A 23,577-nucleotide genomic window follows, 5' to 3' on the forward strand; every position below is an offset into this window, starting at 1 on the left:
CTCCTCACTTGAGTCCGGTCGTCGCGATGCCGCGCATGAAGTGCCGCTGCAGCGCCAGGAAGACGATCAGTACGGGAATGACCACGACGACCGCCCCGGCCAGCAGCAGGCCGAAATAGGCGCGGTTCTGCCCGATGCTGTAGAGCGCGAGCGCCACCGGCAGCGTGTACTTGTCGTCGGTCGTGGCCACGACGAGGGGCCACAGGAAGTTGTTCCACGAGGCCAGGAACGTCAGGATGCCCAGCGTGGCCAGGGCGGGTTTGCACAGCGGCAGCACCACCCGCCAGAAGATGCGCCATTCGCCGGCCCCGTCGACGCGGGCCGCCTCGATCAGGTCGTCGGGGATCGACAGCAGGAACTGCCGCATCAGGAACACCCCGAACGGGCCGGCGAGGAACGGCAGGACCAGCCCGGCGTACGAATTGGCCAGCCCCATGTTGCTGATCAGCACGAACTGCGGCACGAAGGTCACCATGCCCGGCACCATCAGCATGCCCAGCACGGCCAAGAACAGCGCTTTGCGGCCTGGGAAGTCGAGCTTGGCCAGGGCGTAGCCCAGCAGCGAGCAGAACAGCAGATTGCCGGCCGTCACCAGCACGGCCACGATGGCCGAGTTGGCGAAGTACTGCGGGAAATCCAGCCGGGAGAACAGATCCTGGTAGTTGCCCAGCGTCCACGTGTGCGGCCACCACGTCGGTGGCACCGACCGGATCTCCGACTCCGGTTTGAACGACGACAACAGCATCCACACGAACGGGCCGACCACCACGAGCAGCCCCGCGGCCAGCACGGCGTACAGGAAGATCCTGGCCTTAATCATCGCGGCTCCCCAGCAGGCGGAACTGCAGCACCGACAGGGCCACGATCGCCACGAACAGCACGTACGAGGCGGCGGCCGCGTAACCGTAGTTGCCGAAACCGAACTGGTTGTAGATGTGGTACGACACCGACAGGGTCGACGACAGCGGGCCGCCCTGGGTCATGACCAGGGGCTCCTCGAACAATTGCAGATAGCCGATGCCGGTGATGACCGCCCCGAACAGCAGCGCCGGGCGCATCAGCGGCAATGTGATCCGCCGGAACTGCTGCCAGCGTCCCGCCCCGTCCAGGGTCGCCGCCTCGTACAGGTGTGTGGGAATGCCCTGCAGAGCGGCCAGGAAGATCACCATCAGGGATCCGAAGTTGCGCCACGCGGCCATCACGACGATCGAGCCCAGCGACGTCGACGGATCCTGCAACCAGGCCGGCCCGTCGATACCGGCCAGGCCGAGCAGGTTGTTGACCAGGCCCGCCTCCGGATCGAGCAGGAACCGCCACACCACCGCGATCGCCACGATGCTGGTGACCACCGGCAGGTAGAAACCGACCCGGAACACCGCCCGGAACCGGATCAGCCCCGAGTTCAGCGCGTTCGCGGCGGCCAGCGCGGCCACGATCGTCAACGGCACCCCGGCGAGCACGAAGACGATCGTGTTCAGCGCCGAGCGCAGGAACAGCTCGTCGGAGAACAGCCGGGTGAAGTTGTCCAGCCCGACGAAGTTGACCGCCAAGGGGGTGCGCAGGTCGGTGGCCCGCATGTCGGTCAGGCTCATCACCAGCGACGCCACCACCGGCAGCACCGCGAACACGAGGAACAGCACCGTGAACGGCGCGGCGAACGACCAGCCGACCAGAGACCGCCGCCGCCGGCGAGGCGACTCCGACTGGCCGGTGGCGGCGAGGGGCCGGGTCGCTACGGCGGTCACGAGCCGGTGCCGATGGACGACGCCTGGTTCTGCACCGCCTTGAGCGCGGCGCCGGGGTCGGCCCCGGCCACGCAGACCTTCTCGGCCTCGACGTCGAAGGTGGCCGCCACCTGCGTCCAGGTCGGGAACACCGGCGGCGCCTTGGCCGACTTGAGCTGCTCACCGAAGACCTTCAGGTTCGCGTCGCCGCCCAGGGCCGGGTCGGACCAGGCCGACTGCACGGCCGGCAGGTCGCTGACCGCCTGATACCACTTGACCTGCACGTCGGGTTTGCTCAGCCAGGCCAGGAACTTCCACGCCGCGTCCCGGTTCTTCGCGTCCTTGAACACGGCGATGTTGCTGCCCCCGATGAACGAGGTCGAGCTCTGCTTGGACGGCATCGGCGCCACGGCGTACTTGGCCGCGAAGTCCTTGCCGCCCTGCTCGTTGAGGATGCCCACATGCCAGGGACCGGACATGAACGAGGCGATCTCGCCGCGCACGAACGCCGGCTCGAGCGCGCCCTGCGGCAGGTCGGCCGGTGACAGCTTCCGCGTGAAGAACGACTGGTAGTAGGCCAGGGCCTCGGTCATCTGCGGGGTGTCGAACGTGTACGCCGAGTCGGTGGCGATCGACGCGCCGTTGGACCAGCCGAACGGCAGGATCGACTGCCAGCTGCCGGTCTTGCCCGGCTGCAGGCTGATGCCCCACTTGGCGCCGGCCTTGCTCTTCATCGCCTCGGCCATGGCGCTCAGGTCGTCCCACGTCTTCGGGCCGTCCGGGAAGCCGGCCTTCGCGGCCAGGTCCTTGCGGTAGTAGATGCCGCGCGTCTCGACGTACCAGGGAACGCCGTAGGAAGTGCCGTCGACGACAGTGGTGTCCCAGGCGCCCGGGAAGTACGCGTCCTTGCTGAACAGGTCGGCCGGGGTCGGATCGAGGGCGCCGGTCTTGGCCAGTTCCCCTTGCATGGTCGTGCCGATCATCGACACGTCCGGGGTCTGCTTGGCCGCGATCGCGCTGGTCAGCTTCTGCTGGGCCGAGTCCCACGGCACCGCGGTCACCGACACTTTCGCGTCCGGGTTCTCGGCGGTGAACTGCTTCGCGAAGTCGGCGAGCTTCTCACCCTCGGTACCCATGGCCCAGACCGTGACCTCACCGCTGGCCTTGCCCTCACTGACCGCCTTGGCGGTGTCGTCGTCGCCGGCCGAGTCACGGCCGCACGCCGACAGGGCCAGGACCGCCGCCACGCCGGCGGCCATCAGTTTCCTCATTCGTGCACCTCCTCATGCGAGCCGCACGTCCGCCTGATGATCAACTCCGTGGGGAGGATCCGGCGCCGTGCGGGCTGGGTGGGCTCGTTGTCGTTCGTCTCGCCGATCCGCCGGTCGAGCCAGCGCGCGGCCGTCGCCCCGAGCTCGCGCATCGGCTGCCGCACGGTGGTCAGCCCGGCGAAACGGGCCGCGAGCAGGTCGTCCCAGCCGGTCACGGCCAGGTCCTCGGGAACTCGCAACCCCGCCGCACCGGCCGCCAGCAGCACACCGAGCGCGACTTCGTCGTTGGCGCAGACGACCGCGCCGGGCGGCCGTCCGCGAAGGAGCTCGCGGGCTGCTTTCTCGCCCGCTTCCAGGTCAAGACCTTTGAGAGGTACGGGCTGAGCGACGCCCCCGCACACGGCCCTGACCCCCGCCCAGCGGCCGGCCACGTCGGGTGACCCGCCGGGGTCGCCCAGAAACGTCACCGACCGGTGGCCGTGCCCGGCCAGATGCCGGGCCAGGGCTTTGGCCGTGTTCGTGTTGCCGGCGCGCAGCGTGTCCACACCCGGCACCGGATCGCGGGCCAGCAGCACCACCGGCACCCCCGACGCCGCGATCGAGGCGATCACGTCGTCGCCGACCGTGCGGCCCAGCACGGTCAGCCCGTCGACCCGCCCGGCCAGGTCCCGCACGGCGGCCGCCGCGTCCCGGCGGCCGTTGGTGGCCAGGATCAGCACGCTGCTGCCGTTGGCCGCGGCGGCCGCCTCGTAGCCGAGGATCACCTCCGCGTAGTAGGGGCCGACCAGGTCGGGGAAGACGATCCCGTTCGCCGCGTGCCGCCCCTGCGCCAGCGACCGGGCCGACTGACTGGGGGTGAACCGCAGCTCCCGCGCCGCCGCCCGCACACGTTCGCGGGTCTGCGGGGTGACCAGGTCGGAGTCGCGCATGGCCCGCGACACCGTGGCGATCGAGACGCCGGCCAGCTGCGCGACCTGATAGATCGTCGGCTTTGTAAGCGCTTTCATCGCCATGCCGGGGAACGTAACGCCGCCGAAACACCGGCGACATTCGAGGCGCGGCCGTATTCACGATCTGCGATAGAAGGCAAACTGCGGCCATGGACCTTCAGATGTGGGACGAGCGCGGACTGTGGCTGGAACGGCAGGCCAACACGGCGGCCGTGAAAGAACACCTGGGCGGCGTCGAAACCGAGGCCAAGCTGCTCGACCGCCACCGCCGATATAGGGAGACCATGCGCGGGCGCGACGGGCACATGTGGCTGATCGTGCTGCCCGGCTCGGCCGACCCGGCCGGCAGCGTCGGCTACTGGCGGCGCGAATGGGCCGGGGAGCCGGTCTACGAGATGGGCTGGAAGATCCTGCCCGCCTTCCAGGGGCGCGGTCTCGCGGTGGCGGCCACGCTGGCCACCCTGGACCGGCTCGCGCCGACGGCCGACCGGCGCTGGGTCCACGCGTACCCCAAGGTCAGCAACGCCGCCTCCAACGCCGTCTGCCGCAAGGCCGGCTTCACCCTGCTCGGTGAAACCGCGTTCGAATACCCGAAAGGCACCATGATCGTCTCCAACGACTGGCGCTTCGACCTTTCAGCAGTGCTAAACAATCAGGCTAGGACAAATCAATAGACCTTAGGCGTACGGCTTGGCATGGTGACCCGATGCTGACAGGCCTGTACGTTCCGCTGATCACCCCGTTCGACGCGTCCGGCGACGTCGCCGTCGAAGCGCTGCGGCGGCTCGCCCACGACGTTCTCGACGGCGGCGCCGCCGGGCTGGTCGCCCTCGGCACCACCGGCGAGCCGTCCGCCCTCACACCGGGCGAACGGGCCACGGTGCTGCAGACCCTGACAGCCGTGGGCGCGCCGCTGATCGTCGGGGCGAACGACGTTCCCGCGCTGACCGCCCTCGGCGGCGGTGCTGTCACGGCCGCGTTGACGCTGGTGCCGCCGTTCGTGCGGGCCGGCGAGGACGGCGTGATCGCCCACCTGAGCGCCCTGGCCGCGGCCAGCCCGGTGCCGCTGGTGATCTACCACGTGCCGTACCGGACCGGACAGCCCTTGACCGTCGCGGCCCTGCGGCGGATCGCGGCCATCCCCAACGTGACCGGCATGAAGCTCGCCACCGGCGGCGTCGACGCCGACACGGTGGCCCTGCTCGCCGACCCACCCCCGGACTTCGCCGTGCTGGGCGGCGACGACCTCTTCATCTCCCCGCTGCTGGCGATGGGCGCGCACGGCGGCATCCTCGCCTCGGCCCACCTCGACACCCGCGCGTACGCGGACCTGATCGAGGCCTGGCACGACGGCGACGTCGCCCGTGCCCGCCCACTCGGCCGGCGCCTGTCGCGGCTGTCGGCGGCCCTGTTCGCCGAACCGAACCCGGCCGTCACCAAGGGCGTCCTGCACGCGCGGGGCCGCATCCCCACCCCGGACGTCCGGCTGCCGCTGCTGCCCGCCTCACCGGCGTCCGTCAAGGCCGCGCTCGAGTTCACCGTGAGCTAGAAGTCAGCGACCGCGACGGCGATGTTGTCCGGGGCGCCCGCTTGGTGGGCCAGCGCGATCAGGCCGGTGACCGCCTGCTCGGGATCACCGGCCGCGGCCAGGGTGGCGCCGATGTCCCCGGCCGCGGCGACCGCGGACAGGCCGTCGGAGCACAGCAGATAGCGGTCGCCGGGCAGGGCGGTGCGCAGGGCCAGGTCCACCTCACCTTCGGCACCCCAGCCCAGGGCCCGCGCCAGCAGGGCACGCTGAGGATGAGCGGCCGCCTCGGCCGGGGTCAGCCTGCCCTGGTCGACCTGCGAGCGCACCCACGTGTGGTCCTGGGTCAGCTGGGTCAGCTCACCGTTGCGCAGCAGATAGGCCCGGCTGTCACCGACGTGCACCAGCGCGAGCCGCGTGCCTCGGCGCACCAGCGCGGTCAGCGTCGTCACCGGCCGGGCCTGCCCGCCCCCGCTCTCGCGGCCGTTTCCGCCCCCGTTTTCGCCGCCGTCTCCGCCCTCGCCCTCACGGTCGTTTCCGTCCTCGGCGAGGCGGCGGATCGCCCGGTCGGCCTCGGTGACCGCGCCGGCCAGCAGGGTCAGCAGGTCGGCGCCGGCACTCGACGGCTCCAGGGCCTTCACGGCGCCGACCGCGGCGGCCGCCGCCTGCGCGCCGCCCGGGCCGCGGGTTCCGTCGGCCACGGCGAGCACGTGCGGCCCGGCGTACGACAGATCCTCGTTGGTGTCGCGCCCCGCGCCCGCGTCCAGGCCGGCGGCGAAACGGAAGTCGATCTCCGACATGGTGGTGTCCCTTCCCGTCAGATCAGCCACGAGGAGGGAGGTCAGACGAGCCCGCGCCGCCGTGTCGGCCGCGACCCGCCGCCAGAAGGCCTCCACGGCCGCCGCCGCGGCCGCCGGCTCGAGCGCGCACACCTCGGCGATCTCGGCCAGCGGCATCCCGATGCGCCGCAGCTCGGCGATCAGCCGCGCCCGCTCGAGCTGCCCCGGCTCGTAGAACCGATAGCCGGTCTCGGCGTCCACCGCGGCCGGCCGCAACAGGCCCGTCTCGTCGTAGAGCCGTAGCGCCTTCGCGGTGAGCCCCGCCTGCCGCGCGAACCCACCGATCGTCAACAGCCCCACGGCCCCATCCTCCTCGCACCGGCCAGCGCGGCCGGCACGACCCAGGCTGGGCCTTGCCCAAGGGTCAAGGTCAATACCGGATCAGGCCGCCGACCGCGATGGGCGGCACGTGCCCGGTCCGGGGGCGGTCGCGCAGGCACAAGGCGTACGCCGCAAGCCGTTGCATTTTCAAAGACCGATCAGGGTGAGCAGGTCGGCGTGCGTTCGCGCGTCCGCGGCGACGATCAGGCCGCCGGCGCCGGTGTGCACGGGAGCGCCGTCGAGGCTGGTGACCACACATCCGGCGGCGCGGCACAGGGCTATTCCGGCGGCGAAATGCACGCTGTCCGCCAATTGGCCGTCGGTCACGTATGCGGCCCGGCGGCCGGCGGCGACCCAGGTGACGGCCAAAGTGGTGGAGACGACCCGGGGGCGGAACAGGGCGGCAAATCCCCGGTCGGCGAGCAGATCGGCCGCGCGGAAACGGGGATCGTTCGGGAACGGGGGATCGAGATTGACGTCGACCAGACGCGACGAAGCGGACGGTGACAGCTTTTCGTCGGTGCCGTCCCGGCGTACACAAGCGGCATTGCCATCGGTCCAGAAAACCTCGCCGGTGAACGGGTCGGCGCAGGCGGCGGCCGTGACCTCGTCGCCCTCGCGCAAGGCGACATTGACGCCGACGAGCAGATTGCGTACGGCGTAATTGAGCGTCCCGCACAGCGGATCGACCAGCCATGTCCGGTCGGCCGCGGCGCCCGAATGGCCGGTCTCCTCGCCGAGGACGGCGTCGCCGGGACGATGCTCGCCCAGCAGGCCGATGATGACACGCTCGGCTTCGAGGTCGGCGGCGGTGGCGAAATCACCCCCGCCCTTGTCGACCCGGTCGAGAGCCGCGCCGAAATGAGCGCGCACCACCTCAGCGCCGGCCTGCGCGGCGGCGATCGCCAGTTCCCCGTCGGTGATCATCGGGGCAGGATAGCCGGATTTCGCCAATCAGAGTTGTCGATGACCACGCCCGCCCGCGAACGCGGATCACACGCGGCGAAATAGAGCCGCTGACCGCCGACGTAACGAGCAAGGCTCGGATGTTCCGGATCGGGATGCGAGCCGTCGCGCTCGGCCATGCGCGGGACCGTCACCTCGAACGGCGCGTCCAGGAAAACCGAGAACTCCCAGAAGCCGGCCAGCTCGTCGCGGTGCAGGAACAAACCGTCGACGATCAGCACCGCGTCGTCCGGAGCCGTTTCCTGATCGAGGTCAAGGGCTTCGTCCGTACGGACATTGTGTGTGGCCCGCCGGAACCGCCGCGACCCGCCCGGCCCGAACGGCTCGAGCACCTCCCGCACGAGAGCGGGATAGTCGTAGCTGTCGAGGAAGAATCCCTCCGGGGAATCGCGGCCCTTCCGATAGCGAATGGCGCGCGGATGGTGGAAATCGTCGGCCGACACATGCACGGCCGGGCGCCCACGATCGCGCACAGCGCCGGCCAGATGGGCGGCGAACGTCGACTTCCCGACCCCGTCGACGCCGTCGACCCCGACCCGGGCCGGGCCCTCCGGTACAAGATCAGCGATCTGGTCGATCAAGGCTGGTCGCACGGGCGAAGACTAGCCTTGCGTGACCTTGCACAATGACAAGGGTGAAGGACGCCGCGGGTTCACTGTCCCTGCTCGCCATACCGGCGATCCTGTACGCGGCGTGGGCCGCCGGCAGCCTCATGATCCCGCTGACCCTGGACGACCTGACCGGAACCGCGCTGCTGGTGGCGACCCTGCTGGCGGCCTTCGCGCTGCCTCGGGTGGTGTGGGCGTACGCGGTGACCGGGGCGCTGGTGGTGGTGACGGCGCTGGCGTTCACCCAGCTGCCCGGCACCAGCCTGGGCTCGGTTCCGGCGCCGGCGCTGCTCGCCGCGGCGGTTCTGCTGGCGTGGCTGCTCAACCGCACGCCGCGGCGGCAGAGCCCCGAGCAGGCGTGGCTGAGCCGCCTCGACGGCCTGTTGGTGGGCCGCTACGACGTGCCCCGGCGCCGGGCGGCCGAGCTGGTCGCCGAGGCGCGGGCCGCGGGCGCCCCGAACGGGCCGGCACCGGTGGCCCGCTACGCGCGCGAGCTGGCCGAGGCGGAACCACCCCGCCGCCGCGGCACCACCTGGCCGGTGCTCCCGCTGCTGATCCTGACGGCGGTGATCGGCGCGGCGGCCGACGGGCAGTGGGTGCTGACCGGGCTGGGCGCGGTGGTGCTGGCCTGGACGGTGTGGGACGCGCGGGCGGCGCTGCGCCGCCCATGACCACCGAGTGGAGCCTGCGTCCCGCCACCGGTGAGGACGTCGAGGCCATCGCCGAGCTGCGGGCGGTCGTGCTGCGCCCCGACCTGGAACGCCTGGGCCGCTTCGACGAGCACCGGGTGCGGCAGAGGCTGCGGGACTCGTTCTCACCGCAACACACCTCGATCATCCTGTACGCCGGTGAGTTCGCCGGCAGCATCACCATGCGGCCGGGGTGGCTCGAGCACTTCTATCTCGCCTCCGCCCTGCACGGCCGGGGCCTGGGTTCGGCCGTGCTGCGGGCCGTGCTCGCCCGATCCGACGCCGACGGCGAGGCCGTGCGGCTCAATGTGCTGCGGGGCAGTCAAGCGGTCCGGTTGTACGAACGTCACGGCTTCACAGTGGAGTCAGCCGACCCGGTCGACGTGTTCATGATCCGGCACCCCCTCCCAAAGTCGTAAGACCTAGGGCGGACGCGCTCGCAGGCCCTCACGGGATACGGTGCCTTCGCGTCGTTTGAGAGGAGGCCCGATGAGCTCGACGGTCAAGATCCTGCTGTCCGGGGCGGGGACCTTCGTAGTGGGTCTGCTCCTCTGGCTGTTCACCGGCGACGTCGAAACCCCGGTCATCACCTTGACCAAGGTGGGCGCCGTCATGATGGTGTTCGGGGCCGCGGAGTTCCTGTGGGGTCTCTACCAGGCCGCCCGGTCCTCGAGCCGATCCGAAAAGCTGGTGAGGCCGAAACCTCAGGAGAATCGTTCTGACAGAACCGGTCGGTGAGGCGGGTCATCGCGGCTCGGTGTCGCCGAAGCGGCCGGCCAGGAGGTAGGCGCCGTGGTTGTCGAGCTGGTCGCGGCGGCGGTCGTAGCGGCGGGTGGTGCGCGGGTCGGCGTGGCCGGCGAAGTCCTGGGCGCGGCGCAGGTCGCCTCCTGTGGCGTCGAGGATCTCGGTGATCGCGGTGTGCCGCAGCGAGTGTGGGCTCAGCGCGTCGGCTGCGGCCAGGCCGGCGCGGCGGGCCAGCCTGCGGATCAGCCGGTAGACGTGCAGCTCGTAGAGGGGCCGGGCGGACGGGGTCAGGAACAGCGGCCCGCTGGCCGGGGTGCCGCGCTCGGCGAGCATTTCGTCGATGGCGTGGGACAGCGCCGGTGGCAGCGGGATGCGGCGGCGGCGGCCGCCCTTGACGGTCAGGTTGAGGACGCGGTGGCCGCGGTCGTGGCCGAGGTCCTCGATCTGGGCGCTGATCGCTGAGCCGACACGCAGGCCGGCGACCAGCAGCAGCAGGATCACGGCGTAGCTGGTCCTGGAGTCGGCGCGGGCCTCGGCGAGCAGCCGGTCGGCTTCGGGGCGTTCGAGGCCGACGGTGCTGCTGTCGTCCGGGTCGATGCGCGGGCGGGCGGCGGCCTGGGCCGGGTTGTGGGTGATCAGCGGTTGCGGGTCGGCGGCCGTGTTGACCACCAGGTAGTCGTACCAGGACGCGACCGCGGACAGCCGGCGCGCGATCGTGGACTCGGCGGCCGGTTTGCCCCGGGCGCCGGTGGCGCGCTGCTCGACGATCCACGCGTCGAGGTCGGCGGCCCGGGCGGTCATCGGGTCGCGGCCGGTCGACGCGCACCACGCACCCCACTGCCACAAGTCCCGCCGGTAGGCCGTGCGGGTGTGGACGGAGCGTTGCCGGCTGAGCCACATGGTGGTCAGTTCCGCGAGCCGGCTCGGCGCGGACATCGCGATCGCGGGCAGCGCGAGCGGCTCGGTCGCGACGAGTTCGCCGTCGACTGTCTCCTGAGGTCCGTCCGTCACGCCATGATCCTAGCTGAAGGATAACGGTCATTATCTTACACACGCCGAACGTGGAAATTCTGATCGCAAAGGCCGTGAGGGGATTATCGGATTGCAAATATCAGTAATCCAATAATCCGACTGCACTCCGATCGGCGGTCCCGCAACCCCGTGGTGGCGTCCGGGAACGCTGGCATGAAAATGTCGACATGACCGACCACGAGCAGAGCTCTGCCGCGCTCGATGCGGAGCAGCCGGATGTCGACGGCACAGGCGCGGTCACTTTGTGGCGGTCTGTCGGGCAGGGTGTGCTCGACGCGGTTGCGTCGTCAGGGTGGCGTGCTTGGCCGCCGCAGCTACCGGACCAGCCGATCTTTTCGGCCGTCTCTGACCGTCAGCTTGCTGTGAGGATCTGCCGCGAGCGCGCCGTGCCCGCTGAGGGCGTGGGATACGTGGTCCGGTTCGACCTTCCCCGGCGATTTCTGGACCGGGCCGGAGCGGCCCGAGGCGCTGGCCGCGATGAGTTCGAGTATCGAATCCCGGCGAGCGAAGTGGCCGAACTCAACACCCACATCGTCGGCGCGATCATGGAGGACGCCGACTACCGGGGTCCGGTCGATGATGCAGAGTTCGCTGAAGCCGAGCAGTTTCTTGGCCGTCCATTGCCGCGAGCTTGGCAAAGCTACCTGCAGGGCGGGTCCTGGTTGCGGCGAGGCTGGCTGGCGAGCGGGACATACGTTTGGCTCAACACGCCCCGGGAGATGCTCGGCCTGCATGAGGCGTGGGACGAGGCCGCCGGCGCACACCCTGGCATCGCGATCATCGGTGGTGACGGTTCCCGAGAGCAGCTGGTGCTGGATCTGCGGAAGGATCCCGCACCGGTGCTGCTGCTCGACACCGCCAGCGCCGGGTGGGAGACCGGCATCCGGCAGACTGGCGATGTCGGCGAACTCATCGATCGCATCGAGAGCGGCGAGTTCGAGTTCAGCTTCGATGAGTGAATCCAGCGGTGGGCCACGGGCCCGCGCGGGTAGGGGCGACGTCAACGAGCGGGTCTGCCAGGATGCGGTGATGCGCACCTCGTTGAGCACGTCGCGGCTGCGGTTGCGGCATTTCGTGGCGGGTGATGCCGTGGAGTTGCACGGTCTGTTCTCTGATCCGCTGACGCACACGATCGGGGGTGGGCCGTTCACCGAGCTGGCGCAGACCGAGCAGTGGATCCGCCGGCGCGGTGAGGCTCGGCGTGAGCATGGGCTGTGCTGGTACGCCGTTCGGGAGGCCGGCAGCGGCGTGCTGGTCGGTAACTGCGGGATGCTGACCGGGCGTACCGGTGGGGTCGAGCCTGAGATCGGCTATCTGATCGGGCGTTCCCATCGGGGGCGCGGGTTCGCTTCGGAGGCGGCCGCGGCCGTGCTCGGTGAGTGCCGGGCGGTGGGGCTGCGGCGGGTCTGGTCGAGCATCCGGCCGCGGAACGCGGCGTCGCGGCGGATCGTGGAAAGGCTGGGGTTCCGGGTCGGCCGGGTCGAGCGCGACGAACGCGGGGAGCTGCTGTTCTACGTGATCGATCTTCGTGGGGAAAGCGAGGAGCCGCGCGGGTGAGGGCAGCCTGGTCCGGTACGCCCGAGGAGCTGCGGGCCGCTGTGGCGCAGGCTCTCGGGTCGGCTGTGGTCAGTCATCGGGATCTGCGGGGTGGCATGTCGCCGGGGCCGGCGGTGGGGTTGCGGCTGGCCGACGGGCGGCGGGTCTTCGTCAAGGCCGAGTCGGCGGCGGTGCGGGCGCACAACCATGCGATGGTGCTGCGGGAGGCGGCGATCCTGGATCGGCTGCCGGTTTCGGTGCCGGCGCCGCGGCGGCTGGCCACCGTCGAGTGTGGGCCGTGGGTGGCGCTGGCCACCTCGTGGGCGCCGGGTGCGAGCGGCGGCTTGTGGACCGACGCGGCGATCGCCGCGGTGGTACGGGCGTGCCATACGGCCAGTGAGCATCGGGCACCGGCCGCCTTCGTCCCGGTGGCCGAGCGGCTTTTTCGGGTTCGACGGCTGGCAGCGGATGCTCGAGCTGGGCCCGGCCGACGACTGGGAACGCGCGCACCTGGAGCCCGCGGCCGCGATGCTCACCGGCTGGCAGCAGTGGACGGCCGGTGAGGCGCTCGTGCACCGCGACATCCGTGTCGACAACACGGCGCGGGCGCGAGAGGCGGTTCTGCTTGATTGGGCGTACGCCTCGGCCGGCGCCCCCTGGATCGATCTGGCCCAACTGGCCGCCGACGTGGTCGCCAGCGGGCACGAGGCCGGCCCGCGGGTGGCCGCCGACCGGGCCTACCGGCTGTTGCAGACGTTGCCGCCGTTGGCGTCGCGGTTCGTGGTCGGCCTGGCCGGGCTGTGGCGTTTCCGCTCGGCGACGGTCCCGGACGTGGTCCTGCCGATCGCGGCCTGGCGCCGCGCCCGAGCGCTCGCGTTGCGCCCGCTGGTGAGCCGCCTGCTCGCCGAGCGGTCCGCCACCGGGCATCGAACCGGGTGCCGGGACTGACACGGTGATCGGCAAACTGATCGCATGACAGGTCTGATCGCCGAACTCGTGGTGGATGCTCGTGCCCCGCAGACCCCGGCTCTCGCCCCGGACGGGCGCTCCATCGGCTACGTTCTGGCTCCTGCCAGCCGGGTCGGTGACTTTCTCGACACCGAGCTGTGGCTTGCCGGCACCGGCGGCGCCGGTGCGGCACGCCGGGTGACCGCGGACACCGCGACGGAGTCCCGGCCCCGCTGGTCCGCGGACTCGGGCACCCTGTTCTTCCTGTCCGACCGCGCCGAACGCGGACTTGCGCAGCTCTATCGGCTCACCCTCGCCGATGGCACGGTGACCGTGTCGACCAGTTGGCGCGCCGGTATCACCGACCACCTGCCCCTGGCCGGCCCCGGTCTGGTCGCTCTGCTCGCCGAGGACGAGCCCACCGAGCAGGACGAGCGTCGCGCCCGGGACCGCGATGACGCCGTCGTCGCCGGTGAGCGGGAGCCACGGGCCAGCTTACGGCTGCTGGACCTGGCCACGGGCCGGGTCACCACGCCGGACGTCTTCGGCGACCGGCACGTCGTGCAGCTGCGGCAACGGCCCGACGGCGGCCCGCTCGCCGTGCTCACCCAGGCGAGTGCCGACTATGACTATGGTCCCCGCAGCGGGCGGCTGCACCTGTTCGACCACACCACCGGGGCCGTGGAGGACTTGGGGCCGGTCGCGGCCGATGCGCGCTCGCTGGCCTGGTGGGCGGCGGAGGACGGCTGGCACCTCGGCTATCTCGCGCTCACCCCGCCGGGGCTGCAGGCCGGCACTGCCGTGTTCGACCTTGCCCTGGGTAGCCGCGTTCTGCGCAACCGCACCGCCGACATGTCGATGTGCCCCACCGAACTGTGCCAGACCAGCTCCGCCGCGCTGGTGGTGTTCGCCGACGGTCTGAACACCACCCTGGCCCGGCTCGATCCCGCCGGCCTGACGCTTCTGTCGCAGCATCGGGGACGCGTCGACGACCTCACCGCCACCGCTGCCGGCGAGACCATCGCGGTTGTGACCGGCGGCCGCTATCAGCCGGCGAACGTTCACCTGGGGCCACCGACCGGGCCGCTGCGGAAGATGACCGACACCCGCCCGGAGCTGGACGGCATCACTCTCGGCACGCAGGAACCGTTGGCCTATCGTGCCGCCGACGGTCTCGACCTGGACGGCTTGCTCGTGCTTCCGGTCGGGCGCACGGCCAGTGATGGCCCGTTTCCGCTGGTCACGATCGTGCATGGCGGCCCGTACGATCGCCATGCCGACCGGTGCCAGTTGTTCTGGTTCCCCAGCGCGCAGTGGCTGGCCACCGCCGGCTACGCGGTCTTCCTGCCCAACCCGCGCGGCGGCCAGGGCCACGGTCACCAGTTCGCCGCCAGCGTCGCCGGCCGGGTCGGCCGGCAGGAGTGGACCGACATCCTGACCGGCATCGACCTGCTCGTCGCCCGAGGCGTCGCCGACCCCGACCGGCTGGGCATCGCCGGGTGGAGCCACGGCGGATTCATGTCCGCCTGGGCCGTCGGCCAGACCGACCGGTTCCGCGCCGCTCTGGTCGGCGCCGGCGTCACCGACTGGGGCATGCTCGCCGCGACCGGCGAGAACGGCCAGTTCGAGGCCGCACTCGGCGGCAGCACCGGCTGGTCCGGTATCGGCCCGCACCCGCATGACGCGGTCAGCCCGATCTCCTTCGCCGGCCGCATCCGCACTCCGGTGCTCATCCTGCACGGCGCTCAGGACACCAACGTGCCCCTCGGCCAGGCCGTGTACCTTCACCGGGCGCTGCGCCACTTCGGCGCCGAGCACGAATTCGTCATCTACCCGAGGGAAGGCCACTCGATCAGGGAACGGGCCCACCAACTCGACGTTCTGCACCGGACCCGCGCCTGGTTCGACCGCTGGCTCCGGGCCTGAACGATCGACGTGCCGGCCTGGGGGTCTTCGTCCGCGGCCGGCCGCTCAGCCGAGTGCGGGGTCAGGCCTTTCGCTCGGCCTCGCGCCGGCCGCGTTTACCCAGGGGGATCTCGGCCACGTCGACCGTCTGGGACGTGACTTTCTTGATCGCGTAGCCGCGTGCGGCCATCCACTCGGCGGCCTTCGCTTCGGCGCGGGCGGCCGCCTTGGGCACGTCGGCGTCGTCGGCGGCCTGCTCGGCGAAGCGGAACGTGAAGAACGGCCGGGCCGGCAGGTCGTACGTCAGATGGCCCTCGGGGGTGTACTGCGTGTGCAGGAAGTCGTGGGCGGCCTGGGCGGCGACCAGCTCGGCCAGCTGCGCGTCGGTCAGGTTGTCGAAGCTGCCACGCACGGTGACCCTGATGGTGCGGCTCATGACGGTGAAGTATGCCCAGTGGGAACGGTCAGGGCCACTGGATTTCGTCGAGGAACTCCTCGACGGCCACGACGATGCGGGCCAGCACGGCGATCGAGTCGGTCAGCGGGCCGGGCACGAACATGCCGTGGTCGGCCGTGGGCACCTCGACCACGTACGGGCTGAGCCGGCGGGCCGTGGCGCTGTCCCAGTGTTTGTCGGCGGTGCCGCCGACGAGCAGGCAGGGGGCGGTGGCCCGCTGCAGGGCGTCGGTGATCCACGGGCAGTGCAGCAGCGGGGTGAGCCAGACGGCGGGCAGGCCCCGTTCGGCCGCGACGCATGCCGCGTTGGTGCCCAGGGACTTGCCGATGAGCAGGGCGGGGCCGCCGAGACCGTCGAGCACGGGGCTGATCTGCCCGCGTACCCAAGCCTCGATCTCTTGATTGTCCAAGGACGGTGGGTTGGTGCCCCACCAGTGGGCGTGGGCGGCGGCGCCGCGTTTCTCGGGGACGGTGCCGACGTAGGCGAGCAGGCCGGCGGCGGGGCCGTAGCGTGCTCCGGGGATGACCACTGCGTCTGCCATGATTCACGCTAACCGGGGACGAAGCGGAACGCGATGCCTCGCGGGTCGTCGATTTCGATCAAGCCCGTGGTGTCGGTGTGCCCGGCCAGTCTGTTCAGCGCCTCGGGTGCTGTCGAGACCCCTTGCAGTTGTACGGAGATGCCGGTGAACCGCAGCGCGGCGGTGCAGCTGATCTGGCCCGGCCCGAGCTGGTCGAGGTCGCCGTCGAGGGTCACGGCGGCGGTGATGAGCGGGCCGTCCTGGGCGGTGACACGCACGTCGACCCGGTTGTAGCGGTGGTGCCCGTGGTGGTGGACGACCGCTTCGGCCGGTTCGGCGAACGAGCCGCTGGACACGTTCAGCGCGGTCATGGCCTGCCAGCCGCCGGTGGTGTCGGGCAGCCATTCGATCTCGAGCAGCACCGGGTCGCCGCCGACCGGCGCGAACGGTATCCGCAGCGTCCAGGTCAGGGCCTCGTCCAGGCCCACGACCGGGTTGTCGAACAGCAGCCCGGACCATTCGCCGCCCTCGGCGGCGATCAGCGCGCGGGCGTCCAGCCCGCCGGTGTCACCCACGGCGGGAGTGTGCCACAACGCCCGGAAGGTCCCTGAAGTCAGGGGCGCACCGCGATCGTGAGCAGGTGGTTGCTGACGCCGAGCAGGGTGGGTTCCTCCTCGACGGTGCGCAGCATGTCGAGCATCAGCTCGGTTTCGGCCTCGTCGGCGAGGATCTCGGTGAGCCGGCCGCCGAGCATGGCGATCGGGCCTTCGAGGCCGACGCGGCGGCGCACGGTCAGGCCAGCGGCGATGGCCTCGGCCGGTGGTTCCGACGGGTGGTGCAGGTAGGAGCTGGTGAACCAGCCGTTGCCGAGCTCGCCGACGGCTTCCTGCCGGCCGTCGTCGAGGACCCGGTCGACGCGGGGCCGGTATCGCGGGTCGAGGGCGTAGTTCTTGACGAAGCCGTCGAACAGTGACGCGTAGCGGCTGATGGTGGCGGCGATGACGACGCCGCCGGGTCGTACCGCGCGGGCCGCTTCGCGCCAGGCGGTGAGGCGTTCGCCGAAGTCGAGCAGGTGGTACAGCGGCCCGAACAGCAGGACGGCGTCGGCCTGGCCGTCGGGTGCGGGCAGGCCGCGGGCGTCGCCGAGCTCGGCGGTGACGCCGGGGCGGGCGGCGGCGGCGCGCACGTGCGACGGGACGGGGTCGATGACGTGCACGTCGTAGCCGAGGGCGGCCAGCGGTTCGGCGTAGACGCCGGTGGCGCCGCCGACGTCGAGCACGCGGGCCGGCGCGGGTGGCAGTTCGCGGCGCAGCACGTCGAAGGTGCGCAGGAACTCGAGCCGGCCGGTGCCGGCGTCGAGCCGATGGGTTTCGCCGCCGAGCTCGTAGTAGTCGAGGATCTCAGGTCGCATGCCGCCGATCCTGCTGCGGCCGGTGCGGGGCGGCAACGCAAATATCAGCCGAGCGGGAACTCGGCGAGGGTCTGCCACGAGCGCCCGGGTTCGGGCCGCCCGGTGATCAGCCGCAGCGCGTCGACGCGGGTGTGGATCGGCAGGTGCCGGGTGATGTCGGCGGCGGCCGCCTCGAGTTCGGGGCGCGGGTGGCCGTGCCCGATCGTCAGGTGGGGCACGATGTCGGTGAACTCGCCGCCGTAGGGCTGCAGGCCGGGGAAGCGGGCGGTGACGGCCGCGGTGAGGGCGACGATCGGGGTGGCCGGGGTGGGTGCGAGCCAGACGACGTCGTCGCCGAACCAGTCGACGTGCTCGAAGGTGCAGAAGAAGGCCGGGACCGAGGCGGCGACACCGGTCAGCGCGGCCAGGACGTGCTCGTCGAGGGCGTGCGGGGCCAGAAACGGGTAGAAGACGGTGATGTGCGCGGGCACGCCCCATCCGGCGGCGGCGTCGAGGCGCTCGCGGTGCGCCGACACGGCCGGTTCGGCCTCGCCGACGGCCAGGATCAGAGCGCTGTGCGTGGGTTCCATGGGGGCCATTGTGGATGACGGATGTCATGGCCGTGCGGTGACGGGCGGCCCACGTGGCGGCGGCCGGGCGGGCCGACGATGGTGGCATGACCCTCACGGCTTCACCTGGATTGACGACCGCGGCGTCCGCGGTCGAGCTCGACGGTGTCATCAAGCGCTTCGGTGCGGTCACCGCCGTCGACGGCATCAGCCTGACCATCCGGCCGGGCGAGGTGGTCGCGCTGCTGGGCCCGAACGGGGCCGGCAAGACCACGACAGTTGACATGCTGCTCGGTCTGCAGCGTCCCACCGAAGGGGCGGTGCGGGTGTACGGGCGGGCGCCGCACGAGGCGGTCGAGCTGGGCCTGGTCTCGGCCGTCATGCAGACCGGGGCGCTGCTCAAGGACTACACCGTCGAGGAGACGGTGCGTTTGACGGCGGTGCTGTTCGGCCGTTCCCGCGCCGATGCGGAGGCGGCGCTGGAGCGGGCCGGGCTCACCGAGGTCGGCAAGCGCCTCGTGGGCAAGTGCTCGGGCGGGCAGCAGCAGCGGCTGCGGTTCGCGATGGCGCTGCTGCCCGATCCGGAGCTGCTGATCCTGGACGAGCCGACCACCGGCATGGACGTGGCCGGCCGGCACGAGTTCTGGTCGGCCATCCGCGAGGACACCGACCGGGGCCGCACGGTCATCTTCGCCACGCACTATCTGGAGGAGGCCGACGCGTACGCGGACCGGGTGGTCTTCGTGCGCCGGGGCCGCGTCGTCGCCGACGGCACGGCCTCGGAGGTCAAAGCCCTTGCTTCCGGCCGTACGGTCCGCGCGACGCTCCCGGGCGCCGCCGAGGGCGACCTGGCGGCGATCGCCGGGGTGGACAAGGCCGAGGTGCGCGGCGACACGATCTTCCTGCACGGCGCGGACAGCGATGAGATCGCCCGGTACCTGCTGACCCGTACGGCCGCCCGGGACCTGGAGATCACCAGCCGCAACCTCGAAGACGCTTTCCTGGCCCTGACCGCGGATGAGGTGCCGAAATGACCGTGGTGACACGCACGCTGCCCCGTTTCGGGGGTTTCTCCCTCGGCATGATCAAGCTGGAGTTGCGGCGGATGGTCCGCAACAAGCGCACCGTGATCTTCACGCTGATCTTCCCGGCGGCGTTCTTCCTGCTCTTCGGCACCAGCGCCGACTACAAGACCGAACGGGTCGGTGGCGGCAACCTCACCGGCTACGTGCTGGTCAGCATGGCCGTGTACGGGGCGATGCTGGCCACCACCAGCGGCGGCGCCATGGTCTCGATCGAGCGGGCCGCCGGCTGGAGCCGGCAGCTGCGGCTGACCCCGTTGCGCCCGTACGCCTACATCGCCACCAAGATCGTCCTAGCGATGATCATCGGGGCGGTGTCGGTGGCCGTGGCCTTCGCGGTCGGCGCCGTCTCGGGGGCGCGGCTGCCGGCTTCGGCGTGGATCCTGTGCGGCCTGCTGGCCTGGGTGTGCGCTCTCGTGTTCGCCGCGTTCGGCCTGTTCATGGGCTATCTGCTGCCGAGTGAGAACGTCATGCAGATCCTCGGGCCGGTGCTGGCCGTGCTGTCGTTCGCCGGTGGGCTGTTCGTGCCGGTCGACCAGCTCGGCAGCACGTTCGCGACGATCGCGAAGTTCACACCGGTGTACGGGGTCGGTGAGCTGGCCCGCTATCCGCTGACCCACGACGGGAACCTGTGGCTGGCCGCGCTCAACGTGATCGTGTGGACGGCGGTTTTCGCGGCCGGGGCGATGTGGCGGTTCCGCCGCGACACGGCCCGGGTCTGAGCGCGGCGGTAGGTTCACAGCCATGACAGCTGCTCGCTTCGGCCCGCTGTTCGCCGCTGTCTGGCTGTTCTACCTCAGCGAGAACGTCAAGGCGCTGCTGGCCAACGGCGACCTGTGGTGGCGCTACACGGGCCTGGTGGCGGTGGCGGCGTTCGCCGTCTGCTACGCGGTGCTGGCCAACCGGGCCCGCCTGTCGCGGCAGCAGCCGCCGCCACCGCGGTTCGTGCCGAAGATGTGGCTGGGCATCGCCGTGATGCTGGCCCTGTTCGGTCTGCAGATCCCCGGCGCCGGCAACCACGCCCTGCCGTGCCTGGTCTACATGGCCGCGGTGGCCATGGTGTGCCTGCCGCTCAAGCAGGCGGTCCCGTTCGCGGTGGCGCTGTTCACGCTGGCCGAGCTGCTGCCGCTGCTGGTGCCGGGCTGGAGCGACAACGGATACGGCCTGGCCGTGCTGCTGGGCTCGGCCGCCACCTACGGCATCCGGCTGGCCGTGGAGCGGCAGAAGAGCCTGCTCGCCGCCCAGCGGGAGCTGGCCGAGCTGGCCGTGCAGAACGAGCGGGCCCGCATCGCGGCCGACCTGCACGACATCCTCGGGCATTCGCTGACCGTGGTGGCGGTCAAGGCCGAGCTGGCCCAGCGGCTGCTCGACGTCGACGTCGAACGGGCCCGCGGCGAGCTGCGTGACCTCGAAGCGCTGTCCCGTGACGCCCTGGCCGACGTGCGGGCCACCGCGATGGGCATGCGCGGCATCTCCCTGCCGGGCGAGATCGCCGCCGCCCGCGAGGCCCTGGCCGCCGCGAACGTGGAGGCCGAGCTGCCCGGGGTGGCCGACGAGGTGCCCAGCCGCAACCGGGAGCTGTTCGCCTGGACGATCCGGGAGGCGGTCACCAACATCGTGCGGCACAGCCACGCCACCCACGCTCAGGTGCGGGTCGGCCCGGGCAGTGTCGAGATCCTCGACGACGGGCCTGTCACTGTTGAGGGCAGCGGTGGCGGGCAGGGTCTGGCCGGGCTGCGCCGGCGGGCCGAGGCGGCCGGCGCGACGTTCACCGCCGGCCGTCGTGAAGATCATCCCGGCTTCCGGGTACGCGTGGAGGTACCGACATGATCAAGCTGTTGCTCGCCGACGACCAGGCCCTCGTGCGCGGGGCCATGGCGGCCCTGCTCGACATGGAGAACGACCTGAAGGTCGTGGCCGAGGTCGGCCGCGGCGACGAGGTCGTCGCCGCCGCGATCGCCGCCGAACCGGACGTGGCCCTGCTGGACGTGGAGATGCCCGGCCTCGACGGCATCGCCGCCTGCCGGGCCCTGCGCGCGGCCCGCCCCGGCTGCCGGGTGCTGATGGTGACCACGTTCGGCCGGGCCGGCTATCTGCGCCAGGCCATGGCGGCCGGGGCCGGCGGGTTCATCGTCAAGGACACCCCGGCCCGGCAGCTGGCCGACGCGGTCCGCCGCGTGCACGACGGGCTGCGGGTGGTCGACCCGGCCCTGGCCGCGCAGTCGCTGGCCCAGGGCGACTCGCCGCTGACCGACCGCGAGACGCAGGTGCTGCGCGCCGCCCGCGACGGCGGCACCGTCGCCGACATAGCCCGTGAGCTGCACCTTTCCGACGGGACGGTGCGCAACCACCTGTCCTCGGCGATCGGCAAGACCGGCGCCCGCACCCGGGCCGAGGCGGTGCGCCTGGCCATGGAGAACGGCTGGCTGCTCACTTGAGAACTCTTCTCCGGGTGCAACCGGACAGCAACCGTAAGTGACCTCCGGCTGCACCCGGCAACCGAAAAAGTTCTCCCCGTCAGCAACGACAGGGGGGAACCACCATGAACAGCTCGGCCATCACGACCGTCACCCGCGCCCAGGAGACCCTGATCCGCGAGAACATGGCCCTGGTCGGCCACATGGTCCGCGAGATGCTGTTCAAGGTTCCGGCCCACGTGCACCGCGACGACCTGGCCTCGGCCGGCTACGCCGCCCTGGTCACGGCCGCGAAGGCGTACGACGGGAACCGGGGTGTGCCGTTCGGCCGCTTCGCCGCCGCCCGCGTGCGCGGCGCCCTGCTCGACGAGCTGCGCGGCATGGACTGGGCCAGCCGGTCGGTGCGCTCACGGGCCCGCCGCGCCCAGCAGGCCCGCCAGGAGCTGACCGCCCAGCTCGGCCGCACCCCCAGCGACGTCGAGCTGGCCGAGCTGCTCGGCGTCGCGGTCGGCGAGCTGGCCACCATCGACGACGACGTGCAGCGCGCCGCCGTCCTGTCGCTGCAGGGCTCCGCCGCCGGCACGGCCGAGGACATGGTCACCGAGACCGCCCTGAACCCCGAGGAGATGCTGCTGCACCGCGAGCGCATCGGCTACCTGCACGACGCCGTGGCCGTGCTGCCCGAGCGGCTGCGTTTCGTCGTCGAGGCCTCGTTCCTGCGCGAGCGCCCGCTCGCGGAGGTCGCCATCGAGCTGGGCGTCACCGAGTCGCGGGTCTCGCAGCTGCGCACCGAGGCCCTGGCCCTGCTCAAGGACGGCCTGAGCACCCACATGGAGCAGAAGCAGACCGGCGCCGCCGCCGGCGGGGCCGTGGCCCGCCGCCGCGCCGTCTACGCGGCCCAGATCGGCGCCCGCTCCACCATGACGACCCGCCTGCGCGCCACCACCGCCCAGGGCCTGCTCGCCGCCGCCTGACCGGACCGAGCACACTGCCACCGCGCAAGGAAGTCCGGTCCGCGCGGCTGAAATCGGTGTACAGCGCGCGGGGGTGCGCCGATGATGGGCCGATGATCGAGAAGCTCAATCCTGCAGATGTGCACGAGCCCGCCGGCTACAGCCACGTGACCATCTCCGAAGCCGGGCGGCTGGCGCATCTGGCCGGGCAGTGCCCGCTCGACCTCGGTGGGGCCGTTGTCGGTGAGCCGGGGGACTTCGTGGCGCAGACGGCTCAGGTGATCGTCAACTGCCTGGCCGTGCTCGAGGCGGCCGGGGCGAAACCGGCCGACGTGGTCCGGTCGGTCGTGTACGTGGTCAGCCCGGACAGTGCCGTGCTGGCTGCCGTGTGGCAGCAGCTGAACGCGTCGCCGCTGGCTGAGGCGTTCACCAGCGCCAGCACCCTGCTCGGGGTGGCGTCGCTGGGCTACCGGGGGCAACTGGTCGAGGTCGACCTCACCGCGGCGCTCTAACCGTTGTCCACGACGATGTCGGCGTGCTCGGCCGGGCGGGCCTCGGCGGCGTACAACCGCTGGGCCGGCAGATAGCGGCCGCGCCAGCGCCGCTCGACGTCGGCCCGCCCCTCGCGGAGTACCGCCCGCCGCAGGGTCGTCTCCTGTGTGGCCGACACGAACACCCGCAGCTCCCAGTGATCGCGGAGCTCCGGGCGCAGCAGGAACACCCCGTCGACGATCAGCACCGCGCCGGCCGGGGAGGTCCGCTGCGGCGGGGACAGCACCGTGTCGGTCGCATGGTCGTACACCGCTTGCTGATAGCGCCGGTTCCCGCCCGGGCCCAGCGGGTCGAGCAGCACCCGCCGCAGCGCGGCCCAGTCGTGGGTGTCGTGGTAGCAGCCCTCAGCCGAGTACTCGCCGCGCGCGTAGCGCCGGGCCCGGGGGAACAGGAAGTCGTCGACCGTGGCCCGGATCACCTCGCCGGGCAGGGCGGCGGCCAGCTCGTCGGCCAGGGTGGTCTTGCCCGCTGCGGGCGCGCCGTCCACGGCGACCCGCACCGGATGGGCGACCGTGACCGATCCCACCGCCCGGGCCAGACCGGTGATCAACTCCGCGCGGCTCATGTCACTAGTATCGG

The 23,577-nt window shown here is 71.5% G+C and carries 29 protein-coding genes; 15 read left to right on the plus strand and 14 right to left on the minus strand.

Features of this window, described 5'->3' with window-relative positions; all coding sequences use genetic code 11:
- Positions 1-4: 4 nt before the first annotated feature.
- The 4 genes from ACQP2X_RS24375 to ACQP2X_RS24390 are packed head-to-tail and all read right to left on the minus strand — an operon-like array spanning position 5 to position 4,008.
- Positions 5-820: a carbohydrate ABC transporter permease gene (locus ACQP2X_RS24375; RefSeq protein WP_498700549.1), complete on the minus strand. Its 816-nt coding sequence runs from the start codon at positions 818-820 to the stop codon at positions 5-7.
- The gene (locus ACQP2X_RS24380; RefSeq protein WP_498700550.1) at positions 813-1,745 is read right to left on the minus strand and encodes a carbohydrate ABC transporter permease; all 933 of its coding nucleotides are present in this window, start codon (positions 1,743-1,745) and stop codon (positions 813-815) included. Before ACQP2X_RS24380 ends, ACQP2X_RS24375 begins: the two co-directional genes overlap by 8 nt.
- Positions 1,742-2,995 carry a sugar ABC transporter substrate-binding protein gene (locus ACQP2X_RS24385; RefSeq protein ID WP_498700552.1) on the minus strand — a complete coding sequence of 418 codons (1,254 nt, stop codon included), beginning with the start codon at positions 2,993-2,995 and terminating at the stop codon, positions 1,742-1,744. The genes ACQP2X_RS24380 and ACQP2X_RS24385 overlap by 4 nt, the downstream gene beginning before the upstream one ends.
- Positions 2,992-4,008, minus strand: a complete 1,017-nt coding sequence (locus ACQP2X_RS24390; protein WP_498700553.1) for a LacI family DNA-binding transcriptional regulator — start codon at positions 4,006-4,008, stop codon at positions 2,992-2,994. Before ACQP2X_RS24390 ends, ACQP2X_RS24385 begins: the two co-directional genes overlap by 4 nt.
- Positions 4,009-4,094: 86 nt before the next feature.
- On the opposite strand from ACQP2X_RS24390, the gene ACQP2X_RS24395 reads away from it, so the two are divergent.
- Positions 4,095-4,619: a GNAT family N-acetyltransferase gene (locus tag ACQP2X_RS24395; RefSeq protein WP_498700555.1), complete on the plus strand. Its 525-nt coding sequence runs from the start codon at positions 4,095-4,097 to the stop codon at positions 4,617-4,619.
- Between the two features lie 32 nt (positions 4,620-4,651).
- Entirely contained in the window at positions 4,652-5,494 is an 843-nt protein-coding gene (locus tag ACQP2X_RS24400; RefSeq protein ID WP_498700557.1) for a dihydrodipicolinate synthase family protein, read from the plus strand.
- On the opposite strand, the gene ACQP2X_RS24405 is transcribed toward ACQP2X_RS24400, so the two are convergent.
- The 3 genes from ACQP2X_RS24405 to ACQP2X_RS24415 all read right to left on the minus strand — a co-directional run bounded on the left by ACQP2X_RS24405 (position 5,491) and on the right by ACQP2X_RS24415 (position 8,189).
- Positions 5,491-6,609, minus strand: coding sequence for a MerR family transcriptional regulator (locus ACQP2X_RS24405; protein WP_498700558.1), 1,119 nt, complete (start codon positions 6,607-6,609; stop codon positions 5,491-5,493). The genes ACQP2X_RS24400 and ACQP2X_RS24405 overlap by 4 nt on opposite strands.
- 168 nt (positions 6,610-6,777) lie before the next feature.
- Positions 6,778-7,557, minus strand: coding sequence for an inositol monophosphatase family protein (locus ACQP2X_RS24410; RefSeq protein ID WP_498700559.1), 780 nt, complete (start codon positions 7,555-7,557; stop codon positions 6,778-6,780).
- Positions 7,554-8,189 carry a nucleoside/nucleotide kinase family protein gene (locus tag ACQP2X_RS24415; protein ID WP_498700560.1) on the minus strand — a complete coding sequence of 212 codons (636 nt, stop codon included), beginning with the start codon at positions 8,187-8,189 and terminating at the stop codon, positions 7,554-7,556. Before ACQP2X_RS24415 ends, ACQP2X_RS24410 begins: the two co-directional genes overlap by 4 nt.
- A 41-nt stretch (positions 8,190-8,230) precedes the next feature.
- On the opposite strand from ACQP2X_RS24415, the gene ACQP2X_RS24420 reads away from it, so the two are divergent.
- From ACQP2X_RS24420 to ACQP2X_RS24430, 3 genes are all read left to right on the plus strand, one after another.
- A complete protein-coding gene (locus tag ACQP2X_RS24420) occupies positions 8,231-8,875 on the plus strand; it encodes a hypothetical protein (RefSeq protein WP_498700561.1) in 645 nt (214 codons plus the stop codon).
- Positions 8,872-9,312, plus strand: a complete 441-nt coding sequence (locus ACQP2X_RS24425) for a GNAT family N-acetyltransferase (protein WP_498700563.1) — start codon at positions 8,872-8,874, stop codon at positions 9,310-9,312. The genes ACQP2X_RS24420 and ACQP2X_RS24425 overlap by 4 nt, the downstream gene beginning before the upstream one ends.
- Positions 9,313-9,382: 70 nt before the next feature.
- A complete protein-coding gene (locus tag ACQP2X_RS24430) occupies positions 9,383-9,631 on the plus strand; it encodes a DUF5708 family protein (protein ID WP_498700565.1) in 249 nt (82 codons plus the stop codon).
- Between the two features lie 6 nt (positions 9,632-9,637).
- Here the strand turns inward: ACQP2X_RS24430 and ACQP2X_RS24435 are convergent, their stop codons facing one another.
- Entirely contained in the window at positions 9,638-10,648 is a 1,011-nt protein-coding gene (locus tag ACQP2X_RS24435) for a tyrosine-type recombinase/integrase (RefSeq protein ID WP_498700567.1), read from the minus strand.
- Between the two features lie 188 nt (positions 10,649-10,836).
- Here ACQP2X_RS24435 and ACQP2X_RS24440 point away from each other — a divergent pair, with 188 nt between their 5' ends.
- The 4 genes from ACQP2X_RS24440 to ACQP2X_RS24455 all read left to right on the plus strand — a co-directional run bounded on the left by ACQP2X_RS24440 (position 10,837) and on the right by ACQP2X_RS24455 (position 15,079).
- Entirely contained in the window at positions 10,837-11,628 is a 792-nt protein-coding gene (locus tag ACQP2X_RS24440; protein ID WP_498700568.1) for an SMI1/KNR4 family protein, read from the plus strand.
- A 70-nt stretch (positions 11,629-11,698) separates the two neighbouring features.
- Positions 11,699-12,226 (plus strand): GNAT family N-acetyltransferase, encoded by a 528-nt coding sequence (locus ACQP2X_RS24445; protein ID WP_498700569.1) that lies wholly within the window; start codon positions 11,699-11,701, stop codon positions 12,224-12,226.
- Positions 12,227-12,601: 375 nt separating this feature from the next.
- A complete protein-coding gene (locus tag ACQP2X_RS24450; protein WP_498700571.1) occupies positions 12,602-13,153 on the plus strand; it encodes a phosphotransferase in 552 nt (183 codons plus the stop codon).
- A 24-nt stretch (positions 13,154-13,177) separates the two neighbouring features.
- Positions 13,178-15,079, plus strand: a complete 1,902-nt coding sequence (locus ACQP2X_RS24455) for a prolyl oligopeptidase family serine peptidase (protein WP_498700572.1) — start codon at positions 13,178-13,180, stop codon at positions 15,077-15,079.
- Positions 15,080-15,140: 61 nt separating this feature from the next.
- Here the strand turns inward: ACQP2X_RS24455 and ACQP2X_RS24460 are convergent, their stop codons facing one another.
- The 5 genes from ACQP2X_RS24460 to ACQP2X_RS24480 are packed head-to-tail and all read right to left on the minus strand — an operon-like array spanning position 15,141 to position 18,015.
- On the minus strand, positions 15,141-15,494 hold the full coding sequence (locus tag ACQP2X_RS24460) for a DUF6204 family protein (protein WP_498700573.1): 354 nt from the start codon (positions 15,492-15,494) through the stop codon (positions 15,141-15,143).
- 28 nt (positions 15,495-15,522) lie between these two features.
- Positions 15,523-16,056, minus strand: a complete 534-nt coding sequence (locus ACQP2X_RS24465; protein ID WP_498700574.1) for an alpha/beta fold hydrolase — start codon at positions 16,054-16,056, stop codon at positions 15,523-15,525.
- An 8-nt stretch (positions 16,057-16,064) separates the two neighbouring features.
- Positions 16,065-16,610, minus strand: a complete 546-nt coding sequence (locus tag ACQP2X_RS24470) for a hypothetical protein (protein ID WP_498700577.1) — start codon at positions 16,608-16,610, stop codon at positions 16,065-16,067.
- Between the two features lie 38 nt (positions 16,611-16,648).
- Complete coding sequence (locus ACQP2X_RS24475) at positions 16,649-17,446, minus strand: class I SAM-dependent methyltransferase (RefSeq protein WP_498700579.1); 798 nt, start codon at positions 17,444-17,446, stop codon at positions 16,649-16,651.
- A gap of 44 nt (positions 17,447-17,490) precedes the next feature.
- Entirely contained in the window at positions 17,491-18,015 is a 525-nt protein-coding gene (locus ACQP2X_RS24480; protein WP_498700580.1) for a 2'-5' RNA ligase family protein, read from the minus strand.
- 86 nt (positions 18,016-18,101) lie between these two features.
- On the opposite strand from ACQP2X_RS24480, the gene ACQP2X_RS24485 reads away from it, so the two are divergent.
- From ACQP2X_RS24485 to ACQP2X_RS24510, 6 genes are all read left to right on the plus strand, one after another.
- Positions 18,102-19,028, plus strand: a complete 927-nt coding sequence (locus ACQP2X_RS24485) for an ABC transporter ATP-binding protein (RefSeq protein ID WP_498700582.1) — start codon at positions 18,102-18,104, stop codon at positions 19,026-19,028.
- On the plus strand, positions 19,025-19,798 hold the full coding sequence (locus ACQP2X_RS24490) for an ABC transporter permease (RefSeq protein WP_498700583.1): 774 nt from the start codon (positions 19,025-19,027) through the stop codon (positions 19,796-19,798). The genes ACQP2X_RS24485 and ACQP2X_RS24490 overlap by 4 nt, the downstream gene beginning before the upstream one ends.
- Before the next feature lie 22 nt (positions 19,799-19,820).
- Positions 19,821-20,906: a sensor histidine kinase gene (locus tag ACQP2X_RS24495; RefSeq protein ID WP_498700584.1), complete on the plus strand. Its 1,086-nt coding sequence runs from the start codon at positions 19,821-19,823 to the stop codon at positions 20,904-20,906.
- A complete protein-coding gene (locus ACQP2X_RS24500) occupies positions 20,903-21,514 on the plus strand; it encodes a response regulator transcription factor (RefSeq protein ID WP_498700585.1) in 612 nt (203 codons plus the stop codon). The genes ACQP2X_RS24495 and ACQP2X_RS24500 overlap by 4 nt, the downstream gene beginning before the upstream one ends.
- Positions 21,515-21,618: 104 nt before the next feature.
- On the plus strand, positions 21,619-22,467 hold the full coding sequence (locus tag ACQP2X_RS24505; protein ID WP_498700586.1) for a sigma-70 family RNA polymerase sigma factor: 849 nt from the start codon (positions 21,619-21,621) through the stop codon (positions 22,465-22,467).
- 92 nt (positions 22,468-22,559) lie between these two features.
- On the plus strand, positions 22,560-22,958 hold the full coding sequence (locus ACQP2X_RS24510) for a RidA family protein (RefSeq protein WP_498700587.1): 399 nt from the start codon (positions 22,560-22,562) through the stop codon (positions 22,956-22,958).
- On the opposite strand, the gene ACQP2X_RS24515 is transcribed toward ACQP2X_RS24510, so the two are convergent.
- The gene (locus ACQP2X_RS24515; RefSeq protein WP_498700589.1) at positions 22,955-23,563 is read right to left on the minus strand and encodes a nucleoside/nucleotide kinase family protein; all 609 of its coding nucleotides are present in this window, start codon (positions 23,561-23,563) and stop codon (positions 22,955-22,957) included. The genes ACQP2X_RS24510 and ACQP2X_RS24515 overlap by 4 nt on opposite strands.
- Positions 23,564-23,577 lie beyond the last annotated feature (14 nt).

This window comes from Actinoplanes sp. CA-131856 (assembly GCF_050956135.1).
In the GTDB taxonomy this organism is placed as follows: domain Bacteria; phylum Actinomycetota; class Actinomycetes; order Mycobacteriales; family Micromonosporaceae; genus Actinoplanes.